Source organism: Clostridium carboxidivorans P7, assembly GCF_001038625.1.
Lineage (GTDB): Bacteria > Bacillota > Clostridia > Clostridiales > Clostridiaceae > Clostridium_AM > Clostridium_AM carboxidivorans.
The window spans coordinates 1,624,858-1,637,504 of record NZ_CP011803.1; the positions used below are offsets into that span (position 1 = coordinate 1,624,858).

At 28.7% G+C, this 12,647-nt stretch carries 8 protein-coding genes; 5 read left to right on the forward strand and 3 right to left on the reverse strand.

What is annotated here, in order from left to right; genetic code table 11:
• Positions 1–31 precede the first annotated feature (31 nt).
• Together asnB and Ccar_RS07040 are read right to left on the reverse strand one after the other, a co-directional pair.
• Positions 32–1,873: an asparagine synthase (glutamine-hydrolyzing) gene (gene asnB, locus Ccar_RS07035; RefSeq protein ID WP_007065198.1), complete on the reverse strand. Its 1,842-nt coding sequence runs from the start codon at positions 1,871–1,873 to the stop codon at positions 32–34.
• 172 nt (positions 1,874–2,045) lie between these two features.
• Entirely contained in the window at positions 2,046–3,782 is a 1,737-nt protein-coding gene (locus tag Ccar_RS07040; protein WP_007065199.1) for a DUF4153 domain-containing protein, read from the reverse strand.
• Positions 3,783–4,129: 347 nt separating this feature from the next.
• On the opposite strand from Ccar_RS07040, the gene Ccar_RS07045 reads away from it, so the two are divergent.
• A complete protein-coding gene (locus Ccar_RS07045; RefSeq protein ID WP_007065200.1) occupies positions 4,130–5,842 on the forward strand; it encodes a methyl-accepting chemotaxis protein in 1,713 nt (570 codons plus the stop codon).
• 54 nt (positions 5,843–5,896) lie between these two features.
• Here the strand turns inward: Ccar_RS07045 and Ccar_RS07050 are convergent, their stop codons facing one another.
• On the reverse strand, positions 5,897–6,589 hold the full coding sequence (locus Ccar_RS07050; protein ID WP_007060660.1) for a YczE/YyaS/YitT family protein: 693 nt from the start codon (positions 6,587–6,589) through the stop codon (positions 5,897–5,899).
• Positions 6,590–6,831: 242 nt separating this feature from the next.
• Here Ccar_RS07050 and pepF point away from each other — a divergent pair, with 242 nt between their 5' ends.
• Genes pepF through Ccar_RS07070 form a run of 4 tightly spaced genes read left to right on the forward strand, consistent with a single transcriptional unit; the run spans position 6,832 to position 12,598 of the window.
• Positions 6,832–8,619, forward strand: a complete 1,788-nt coding sequence (gene pepF / locus Ccar_RS07055) for an oligoendopeptidase F (RefSeq protein ID WP_048030535.1) — start codon at positions 6,832–6,834, stop codon at positions 8,617–8,619.
• Between the two features lie 34 nt (positions 8,620–8,653).
• Positions 8,654–9,433 (forward strand): serine hydrolase, encoded by a 780-nt coding sequence (locus Ccar_RS07060; protein ID WP_007060657.1) that lies wholly within the window; start codon positions 8,654–8,656, stop codon positions 9,431–9,433.
• Between the two features lie 20 nt (positions 9,434–9,453).
• On the forward strand, positions 9,454–10,554 hold the full coding sequence (locus Ccar_RS07065) for a dipeptide epimerase (protein WP_007060656.1): 1,101 nt from the start codon (positions 9,454–9,456) through the stop codon (positions 10,552–10,554).
• Positions 10,555–10,573: 19 nt separating this feature from the next.
• A complete protein-coding gene (locus Ccar_RS07070) occupies positions 10,574–12,598 on the forward strand; it encodes a sigma-54 interaction domain-containing protein (RefSeq protein WP_007065203.1) in 2,025 nt (674 codons plus the stop codon).
• Positions 12,599–12,647: the final 49 nt, after the last annotated feature.

Below are 12,647 nucleotides of genomic sequence, written 5' to 3' on the forward strand. Positions count from 1 at the left end.
TCTTGCAGGGTAGAGTTTAATATTTTAGTAATTAAAGTTCTAGCTTAATTTTATATTCTTTAAGCCAGGTGTTGATTTGTATTAAATAAGCTAATAATTGAGGGCCTCTCATAAGCTGTCCAAACCAAGGAGCTTTAAAAGATGCACCGCCAGTTTCTATTAAAGTTGATACTGCTTCTTTGTCTATTAAAGGAATAATTGGAGAAGATTTATCTTTTAATATATCAGCCATCCATTGTTGAACTATTTTAGTGTACATAGGATTATGAGTTTTTGGATAAGGACTCTTTTTTCTATAGATTATATCATCTGGTAAAATTCCCTTTAAGGCTTTTCTTAAAATACCTTTTTCTCGATCTTTATAGAATTTTATATGAGATGGTATATTGAATGCATATTCTACTAATCTATAGTCAGCAAAGGGTACTCTTACCTCTAAGCTGTTTGACATGCTCATTCTATCTTTTCTGTTTAAAAGTGTAATCATAAACCATTTAATGTTTAAATAAAATAATTCACGCATACGACGATCTAGTTTAGATTCTCCATCTAAATAAGGAACTTCCTTCAAAGAATTTTTATATTGACAATCTAAATAGCCTTCTAAGTCCAATGATTTTAAATCTTCGGATAATATCTCTTTTCTAGCACCTACAGACTTGGACCAAGGGAACGTATTGGCACTAATGTCTTCAGGTCTTCTGAACCAAGGATATCCACCAAAAATTTCATCTGCACACTCACCAGATATTGCTACCGTAGCATGTTTTCTTATTTCTTTACAGAAGAGATATAGAGAAGAATCGATGTCAGCCATTCCAGGCAAATCATAAGCTCTTACTGAATCTACTAAAGCTGAAGCTAAATCTTCACTGCTATTAACTACAACATGATGATTACTCTTTATATATTTTGAAGTTCTTTGTGCCCATACTTTATCAGAAGTTGGTTCAAATTCGTTAGCTTCAAAATATAAGTCATCATCTTCATAATCTATAGCATAAGTGTTTAATGTATTACCGTGCTTTTGAAATTCTTTTGAAGCTATAGCAGATATGGCACTTGAATCTAAACCACCTGAAAGAAAAGTGCAAACAGGTACATCAGCTGTCAATTGACGTGTTATAGCATCCACTAAAAGATTTCTTAAATGGTAAGCTGTAGCTTCTTCATCTTCTTTATGCTCAAAACAGTGTAGTTTCCAGTATTCTTCAAGTTTTAGGCCATATTTATTATACATTAAACAGTAAGCTGGTGGAACTTCCTGTATATCTTTAAAAACTCCGCTGCCTAAAGCTCGAGCTGGTCCTAGTGCAAAAACTTCTGTTAAACCTTCTCTAGTTAGTATAGGTTCTACCATTGGGTGAGCAAGAAGAGTTTTAATTTCAGAGCCAAATATTAAAGAATTATCTTTTAAAGTATAAAACAAAGGTTTAACACCTAAAGGATCTCTTGCAAGAAAAATACTTTCATTAGTTTCATCTAATACGGCAAATGCAAATATACCATTTATCTTTTTTACACAATCCGCACCCCAGTGAATATAAGAAACCAATAGCACTTCCGTATCAGAATAAGAATCGAACTTATACCCCTCGTTTAAGAGAATTTTTCTAAGATCCTCAGTATTGTAAAGTTCACCATTATATATGATTACATATCTATTACCATTTATGATTTTAGTCATTGGTTGAGCGCCGCCACTAGGATCTACCACAACAAGTCTTCTGTGACCTAATAGGGTATTTGTAGATATATAATAACCTTCATCATCTGGTCCTCTTTTTTTTAACGTACGAGTCATATTTTTAATAATTTCCGTTTCTTCTGAAATATTTTTTTGAAAGTTTACCCAGCCTGCAATTCCGCACATTTCGTTTTCCTCCTAAATAATAAATTATAAAACTGTATGATTATAATTTATGAATTTACAATATCATGTGTTACAAAATCCAATATAATGTAAATGATATCAAGAAAACAAAAAAAACCTGTTAATGAGTATCATCAACAGGTTTAAATGTATAGAAAAAACATTATAAATTTTATTTGATTTTAACAAGCATATAAAAATTAATTTCTTTGGCATTAATTTCTCTATTTGAATCATTTTTGTTGCCAGATATATTCAAGAATATAAATTTAACTTTAACTTTTTCATTTTCTTCAGTTAATGTCATTTCATCAGGTGATAATGCATTTTCCTTTGAAAGCATACCATATTTATCAATGAGATTTTTTGCAAAAGAACTTAAATCTTTAGCGTAAATTTCATTGCCTTTATAAATTATCTTTATAACAGAGGTTTCATAGTTATAAGAAGCACTTAAAGGTGAAATAGAAGTACTTTTGCCATTTTCCAGACTCCTCATATCAAAAAGATAATCATATCCACTTACATCAATAGATTTTTCTGATTGGTTTCTTATAAAATTAAAGTATCCCATGTAGGAACCATAATTTTGAGGTACAAAAGAAAATCCAAATAAATTATTCATATCTTCTAACTTAAAACCTTTAGGAATATATTTAACCTCTTCTAGGGTATGATTTTTATTAAAATAATCCAGTATACTGCTAATTTCAGATTTATCTTCCTTAGAAATATCAGGAGAACTTTGAATCTTTCCGTTTTTTATCATATTATCTTTTAAAAGAATTTTTTCAAGTCTATTGTTTTGGCTGTTTTTTGAAATAGAATAACTGCTTAAAGGTCCAAATACTGAAATTAAAGCTACTATGGAAAGAGTAAAAGGAATTAATATGTTTCTAATTTCTTTAATAAATGATAAATACAGCATTATAAAAAATAACCAAATACCTAATATAAGGACGAAATATCTTTTTTCTGTTACTCCATAGGCATTTAGGCGTATAGCTATGGAAATAAACATCATTACAATAAGCGGTAAAATTATTTTGGGAAAGATTTTGAAAAAATTATTTTGCCAGGAATTATGATTTTTTATAGGGGTAATAAAGAATAAAACTATTGTAACAATGACTGAATACCACAAAACCAAATGTGAAACTAAGCCAACAGGCCATTGTCTAGTTATTATTATTTTACCAAAGTATATATATAATATTATTGTATATACAGTTAAAAGAGGCATTACAATATATAAAAGCAATATTCTTAAAAGCTTTGGATAAGATTTTACGGATATTTCTTCCTTTTTAAATGGTACTCCTGAAAGAAAATATAATAGTGAAAATACAAATACTACAAATAGCCATGTGTAATAATAAATTTTTCCTAAGATCTTTATACCAAGCAATTTATCTATTGTAAATAAAATTGCAGAAAGTCCCAAATACAATACAATTGAGTAGATTATAGTGATAAAAAATCCTGTGAATATGGTTATGACATACATTTCAAATTGTTCTTTTTTTAAAAAATAAGGGATGAATAGAAAAGCTAAGTATAATGCAGTGCTTACACCAATATATCTTGTAACAGGAACCATATCCATAGTTTTCAAAAATAAAAAATAATAAGCAATTAAGAATAAAACTCCACATAAATAAGCTGAAGCAAGCTTAAACATGCTTTTTTCATTTGTTTTTTCAAAGAAAAGTTTTATGCAAAGTGAAATGGGGATTCCTAGTGCCAATATCATAGCAATTCTAGCCAGAGTATTTTCTTTAGGAGTAGTTTCAGATATTACTATAAGTGTTAAGAAAACAGAAAATGAGAACATTATTGTTAAAGGAAATCTCTTAAGGCTTAAATACAGACCAGATAAGATGTTTTTAACATATTCCATAAATTTCATAATATCATCTCCTTGTTATCATAATTTTGATTAACTATTATTTTATATTATACCTGATATTAATAGAATTAATATATTAATTACTGTAGAAAATTTCAATGTATTTGTGCTATTTAACAAATACATTGAAATTTTTGCAATTAAATATAGCATTTATATATAAGTTTGCTTAAAAGTTTTTGCATGATTTGTGATAATGATATTATGCTGAAAAATATTTGTGCAATTGACCTATTACGAAGGTTTGATAAATAATTATGTGTGTGATAAAATCTGAGCTAAAGTTAACCGGAAAGAAATTAAATTATATTTATTTTCCGAATTATACTAAGGGGGATATAGTTATTATGAATTTATTGAAAAATGTAAAAGTAAAAGTAAAACTAATTTTAGCCTTTTTAATAATAAACCTGCTTATAGTAGCAATAGGTTTTAGCAGTTCTAAAGATTTATCAATTGTAGGAACAAATTCTGATAATATGTATAATAATAGTTTGCAAAGTGTTTATATGCTTACTGATATAAAGCAAAATTTAACCAGAGTTGAATATGATTTAATGAGACTAATTTATGTGAAAGATGCTTCAGAAAAAGCTAGTTTAAAAAAAGAATTGCAATCAGAAGTAGATGAAAATAATGGATATATAGCAAAATATGAAAAACTTTCTATGAATAAATCAGAAAAACAAAATTGGCCTAAATTTAAAAGTGATTTAGACCAGTGGAGAACTTTAAGAGCTGGTGTGGTTAAATATATAGATGAAAATAAATTTCAGGAAGCTTCAAGTGAGCTTGAAAAATTGAATCCTATTGGTAAAGATTTGTTTCAAAATTTAGATACAGTTATAAATTCCAATTTGAAGGATGCAAATGAAGCTAATGCAAATAATCATTCAATATTTATTGCAGCCAATAGAAATATTATTATATTTACCTTGATTGGATTAGGCCTAGCTGTAATACTTGGATTTATTATGTCAAAGGATATAAATAGTGCCTTATCAAAGATGATGAATTTATCAGAAAGTTTGGCTGAATATGATTTGTCTAATGAATTTAAACAAACTAGAAATGATGAATTTGGAGAAGCTTTTGGATTACTTCTCAAAGCTCAAAGTAATATTAAGGAACTAGTAACTACAATTATGAATAATACTGAGGATATTAGTAATTCTAGTGTAAATCTTTCAGTTACAGTTGAAGAAATAACCTCAAAATTTGAAAATATTAATAATGCAACAAAACGTATAGCAAATGGTGTGCAGGAAACAAGTGCATCTTCTGAGGAAGTCAGTGCTTCTATAGAAGAAGTTAATTCCAATATTAATGAGTTATCTGCTAAAGCTGTGGAAGGAAGTAACAATGCAAGTGAATTTAAAGATAGAGCTTCTGATATAAGAAAAAAGGGCAGTGCATCTATAGATGAAACAAACAGATTATATGAACAGAAGGAAGAAAGGATACTTAATGCCATAGAAGCAGGTAAAGTAGTAGAAAATATAAGATTCATGGCAGATACTATTGGCAGTATAGCAGAGCAGACAAACTTACTTGCTTTAAATGCAGCTATAGAAGCAGCACGAGCAGGAGAAAATGGTAAGGGTTTTGCAGTAGTTGCTGAAGAAGTAAGAACTCTTGCAGAACAATCAGCTGAGTCAGTAGTAGGTATTCAAGATACCATTTTAAAAGTTCAAGAAGCATTTAAAAATCTTTCTGGAAATAGTAGTGAAATTTTAAAATTTATAAATGAAGATGTAAATGTCCAATTTAAAGCTTTTGGAGAAATGGGTAATCAATATTATAACGATTCAGATTTTGTTAGCAAAATGTCAGAAGAAATAGCATCTATGACAGAAGAAATTAATGCTACTGTAGGTCAAGTAAGTTATGCAGTAAATAGCATGGCTGTAAATGCACAAGAATCTTCTGAAAATATAGCTGCTATAGAAGACAGTATTAATGAAGCTGCTAAAGGTATTAACAAGGTAGAAAAAACAGCTCAGGGACAAGCTGAACTTGCTAAGAAGCTTAATAGTATGGTACAGAAATTTAAAATATGATAATTTAATAGAATTAGGATAATATTTAAGTTTTATCCTAATTCTAAATTGAATTTAAGTTAAATTTTTATTGGTAGTAAAAAATTTATACATTTTAATCAAATCCATATGATTGGTAGTCTTGGAATCATATTTTCCGATTTTAAAGGCAGTGTCTACAGAAAATCCTACTAGGAATGCCATAACTAGTGTCCCAACACCTACAGGCCCACCTAAAAAATATCCTATAATGAGCACTGATATTTCAATAAATCCTCTTATTACCCAAATAGGTTTGTTTAACTTTTTTACCAGTCCTTCCATTAAGCCATCTCTTGGACCAGCTCCAAGTTCAACTCTTAAGTAGAAAAATGATCCAAAACCTGTAAGGACTATTGCAAATAAAAGCATAAGAAATCTTTGCAGCATACTATTTGGAGTCCGTATAATTCCTAATTTATCAATGAAATCAATAAATATACCTATAAAGTACATATTAAAAATGCTTCCTATACCAGGAACTATACCTAGAAAGCATGAAATGAATATTATAATAAGTCCAACAATTTGAGAAATTTCACCAAGAGTAAGGTGAGTATTATAAACAATTCCCATATGCAGTACGTCCCAAGGTGCTACTCCTAGATTTGAATATACTGTTTCTAATGTAGCTATAGAAAAAAGTATAAATCCTAAAAATAAAGAAGGCATTTTTAAAAGCAATTGTATCCATTTATTATGACTTTTAACTTTTAAATTAAACTCCATTTTTATTAAACTCCTTTTTATCATATTAACTAAAATCTATTAATATTTTTATTATACTCTAAGAAATTGTACATGTTAATTATTCTTTTTTATATTTAAGCTGATGTAAACCATTATAAATTGAATAAGGTAATAATATGGAGTAAAAAGCTTGTTAATGCTATAATTAAAGTAAAAAATGGGAAAACTAATTGAGAAATTTCCTAAGTACTAAAAATTATAGAAAAGGAGCAGAATTTTATATGGCACAGATAAAAAAAAGAGATGAAATATCACAACAAGATAAATGGAAGGTAGAGAAAATATATGAAAATGTAGAAAGCTGGGAGAAGGATTTTGAAAAGTTAAAATCTATGGCACCAAAATTAAATGAATACGCTGGTAAATTATCAAAAGGTGAGAAGCTTTTAGAATATTTTAAGTTGGATGAAGAAGTTTCAAGATTGGCAGGAAAACTAGCTATTTTTGCCCATATGAAAAGTGATGAAGATACTGCTAATCCTGCTTTTCAAGTTTTAAGAGATAAAATATATGCATATAGTGCTGAAATACAAAGCATGGGAGCTTTTTTTATTCCTGAAATATTGAGTTTAAAAGAAGGAACAATAGATAAATTTATAGAAGATATTCCTGAACTAAATATGTATAAGTTTTTATTGGAAGAAATTTTGAAAAAGAAGCCTCATGTTTTAAGTGTAGAACAAGAAGAACTTATAGCTTCTGTATCGGATTGTTTGAATGCTCCAGAGAAAGTCTACAGTATGCTGTCTAATGCAGATATGACTTTCCCAAAAATAAAAGATGAAAAGGGTGAAAGTGTTGAACTTACTGATGTAAACTATTCAAGCTTTATAAGGTCTAAAAATAGAACAGTTAGAGAAGAAGCATTTAAAGCTTTATTTAACACCTATAAGAAATATAAAAATACTTTAGCTGCATCACTTACTTCAAATATAAAAAATTTTGTGTTTATATCAAAGACTAGAAAGTATAAGAGTTCTATGGAATGTTCATTAAAGCCTAATGATATTCCTATGGAGGTTTACAATAATACTGTTGATACTATAAATAATAATTTAAAGTCATTGCATAGATATGTAAGTATTAAAAAGAAGCTTTTAGGACTTGATGAAATGCATATGTACGATTTATACGTTCCTTTGATAGATACTGTGCAGGAACATATAGAATATGATGAAGCAGTTAAAACAGTAAAAGAAGGATTAAAGCCTTTAGGAAAGGAATACTTGGATATATTTAATGAAGGAATAGAGGATGGCTGGGTAGATATATATCCAAACAAGGGTAAAAGAGGAGGAGCTTATTCTACAGGAGATTATGATACTATGCCTTATGTGCTTTTAAATTATGATTATAAGCTTACAGATGTTTCTACTTTAGCACATGAAATGGGTCATTCTATACACTCTTATTATTCAAGAAAAAATCAGCCTTATATATATTCAGATTATTCTCTTTTCTGTGCAGAAGTAGCTTCAACTACCAATGAAAGTTTATTAATGCATTATTTAATTGGTAATGAAAAGGATGAAAAAAGAAAACTTTATCTTATAAATCAAGAATTAGAGCAAATTAGGACTACTGTATTTAGGCAGGTTATGTTCGCTGAGTTTGAAAAAATTACTCATGAAAGTATAGAAAATGGAACTCCGCTTACAGGAGAGGATTTGTGTAAGATTTGGAGAAATTTAAATAAAAAATATTTTGGACCTGATATGGTGGTGGATGAAGAAATAGATATGGAATGGTCAAGAATTCCACACTTTTACTCTGACTTTTACGTATATCAGTATGCTACAGGTTATGCAGCAGCACATTCTTTTGCTAATGCAATATTGAAAAATGGAGAATCTGCTGTGGAAGCTTATAAGGGATTTTTAAAGAGCGGATCTAGTGATTATCCAATAAATGTACTTAGAAAAGCAGGAGTGGATATGACTACACCTAAGCCTTTAGAGGATACTATAAAGAGATTTGATGAATTACTTGATATGTTAGAAAATGTGTAGGGTAAAAAACTTATATTGTGGGGATGGGGATTTTATGTTAGAAGAATTATTAAAAAATAGTTTAAAAAATTCAGAAGCTAAATATAGTCTGGCAGTAAAAAATTTAAGAAGTAAAGAAAATTGTTATATAAACACTCATGAAGTGGTACCTTCTGCCTCTATTATAAAACTTTTTATAATGTCAGAAGCCTTTAACAAGAATAAGATGGGAAAGTTAAATTTGCATGAGATAATAAAAATAGATAATGATAAAAAAGTGCCTTTTAGTATAGTATCTCTTCTAAATTCAGTAGAGCAATACAGTGTCAAAGATTTAATTACTCTTATGATAATTCAAAGCGACAATACTGCAACTAATGTACTTATAGATTTTTTAGGCATAGATAATATAAACAATTTTATAAAGGAAAGAGGATTTAAAAATACTGTATTAGGCAGAAAGATGATGGATTTTGAAGGTGCTAAAGCTGGAAAAGATAATTATACTTCTGCTTATGATGTATTTTCATTCTTGGAAAAGCTATATAATCATAATTTAGTAGGAGAAGAAGAGGATAAGCTTATGATAGATATTTTGAGTCATCAGCTTGATTTTTCTATGATGAGAATGGACATGCTAGATGATTTAAAAATTGCTCATAAAACTGGAGATTTAAATTGTTTAAAACATGATGCAGGTATAGTCTACAGTGAAAAAGTGGGAGATTATATTTTTGTAATGTTTACTTATGAAGCAAAAAGTGATGGATATGCTAGAAAATTAATATGTAAAACTTCAGAGCAAATATATGATTATTTTCAAAATGACAATTAAGAAAGTGAGGGGAATTAATTATGAAAATTAAAGATATACAAATAGGAAGAATATCAGTTCCATTAAAAACACCTTTTAAGACAGCACTTAGAACTGTGAATAGTGTAGAAGATGTAATAGTAAAAATAGTAACGGATAGTGGCAGTGTAGGTTATGGAGAAGCACCACCTACAGGAGTAATAACAGGTGATACAACAGGAGCTATAATAGGAGCAATAGAAGATCATATAAAGAAACTGCTTATAGGCAAGGATATAGAAAATTTTGAAGATATTATGATTACTTTAAATAACTGTGTGGTAAAAAATACTAGTGCTAAGGCAGCAGTGGATATAGCTTTACATGATTTATATGGACAAAGATATAAGGCACCTTTGTACAAGCTTCTTGGAGGATATAGAAAAGAAATAGAAACAGATATAACTATAAGTGTGAATAGTCCTGAAGAAATGGCTGAGGATAGTTTAAAAGCAGTAAAAAGAGGATATGATACTTTAAAAATAAAAGTTGGGGTAGATTCTTCAATGGATATAAAAAGAATGAAGGCTATAAGAGAAGCAGTAGGGTATGATGTTAGAATAAGAATAGATGCCAATCAAGGATGGAAGCCTAAAGAAGCTGTGTACACTTTGAGAAAAATGGAGGATTCAGGGCTTCAAATAGAATTTGTAGAGCAGCCTGTAAAAGCTCATGATATTGAAGGATTAAAATTTGTTACAGATAATGTGTCTATACCTGTAATGGCAGATGAAAGCGTATTTTCTCCAGAGGATGCTTTAAAGATAATGCAGATGAGAGCAGCAGATTTAGTGAACATAAAGCTTATGAAAACAGGAGGAATATATAATGCTTTGAAAATTTGTTCAATGGCAGAAATCTATGGAGTATCATGCATGATAGGGTGTATGTTGGAAGCTAAAGTAAGTGTTACTGCAGCAGTTCACTTGGCAGCTGCTAAAAGTATCATAACTAAAATAGATTTAGATGGACCAGTACTTTGTAGTGAAGATCCTGTAGAGGGCGGAGCTATATTTAATGAAAGAAAAATTACATTGAGTGATGAGTATGGTCTTGGAATAAAGAATGTCAATGGAATTAAGTGGATAAATAATCATATTTAAAATTATAAGGAGAAATTTCATGAAAACCATTGGTATTGTAACAAATAATAAATCATCTGTAGCAAGTTTTATAAGAAAAAATTTGGAAGATATATTTAAAAATATTATAAAAATAAATAATTATTATATAAGTGATTTGAAGGATGATTATATTATAAAAGATGATGTAGTTTTGTTTATGACAAAAGAAAAGAGTTTTCAATGCGAAAAAAATGTTTTAAATAAAGAAAATATAATAGTAATAGAAAGAACATTAAAAGGCAGTGAAATTTATAAGATATTTACCCTTCCCAAGAATACAAAAGTGTTGGTAGTAAATGATGATAGGGAAACTACTATGGAAATGGCATCTTCACTTCACCATATAGGTGTAAATGATTTAGAACTTATTCCTTATGAAGAGGATAAAAATTATGAAGATATAAAAATAGCCATAACTCCAGACGAAGAAGAATATGTACCGGATTATATAAATACTATAATCAATGTAGGAAATAGACATATAGACATGTCTACTTTTTTAAAAATAATGAATAAGTTTAATATAGAAGATAAAAATGTAAGTGAAAGGCTTATAAAATATTCAGATAATTTAATAAACTTAAATGCAGGAATAAAGGATAGTTATAAGGAATTATTTGTAAAAAAAGAAGAGCTGGATATGGTATTAAATATATCTAAAGAGGGAGTATTGCTTATAAATAATGAGGAAACCATTATATTCTGTAATAATGCTTTTAAAAATATTTTTGATATATATGAAGATGTAAAAGGTAAAAAAATAGCTTCAGTTTTAGATGCAAATATTACAGAAGCATTTAGATGTGAAAATTTAAAGGATGAAATTTTAGAATTTAGAGATAAAAAGATAAATGCTAATAAACAAGTAGTACAATCATTATCAGAAAATATAGGATTTTGTTTTAATTTGCAGGAAGTTACATATATTAAGCAATTAGAGCAAAATTTGAACAAAAAGCTTAGAAATAAAGGTTTAGTTGCTAAGTACAATTTTGATTATATAAAAACTTGCTCTACTAGTATGAAAGAATGTATTAATTTAGCTAGAAAAATTGCATCTTCAGACCTTACAGCATTGATTATTGGAGAAAGCGGTACTGGAAAAGAATTATTAGCTCAGTCAATACATAGTGCATCGCCGAGAGCTAAACAGCCTTTTGTAGCTATAAATTGTGCTGCACTTCCAGAAAACCTTTTGGAAAGTGAACTTTTTGGATATGAAGGTGGATCTTTTACAGGAGCTTTAAAAGAAGGAAAAATAGGCTTATTTGAACAGGCTAATAATGGTACTATCTTTTTAGATGAAATAGGAGACATGCCCCTGTCACTTCAAGCTAGAATACTTAGAGTTCTTCAAGAAAGACAAGTTATGAGAATAGGATCTCAAAGTGTTATAGATATAAATGTTAGGGTAATATCTGCTACCAATAGAAAGCTTATGGAAATGGTGGACCAGGGTAAGTTTAGAGAAGATTTGTTTTATAGGCTTAATGTACTTCCAATAAATATACCTCCTCTTAGAGAAAGAAAAGATGATATTATAAGCACAATGAAAGATTTTATAACAAGAAAGGAACTTAAAATTTCTGATGAAGTAAAAAATATTCTCTTAAACTATAGATGGCCTGGTAATGTTAGGGAGCTTCAAAATGTAGCAGCATATATAGAGCTTATGAGTGATAGTACAGTGAATTTGGAGAACTTACCTTTTTATATTTTAAATAAGAATATGGATTTTGAAAGGGAACTCCAAATGATAAATAGTAAATGTAACTTAAATAATGCTGTTGAAATTATCAAAATAGTAGAGGAAAAGAATCATTTAAATGAAGGAGTTGGAAGAAAAAATATTGAAGCTATTTTAAAAGAAAGATACATATCAGTTACAGAAGCCGAAGTAAGGAGAATATTAACTATACTAAATGGATTAAATTTGATAACTTCTAGTGTAGGAAGAAAAGGTAGTGAAATAACAGTAAAAGGGAAAAAATTTATTGAATGGGTAAAAAACAGGATAGATTAATATCCTGTTAAGCCTAAAAAAGGAGGTAAAATTAAGTTTTACTTCCTTT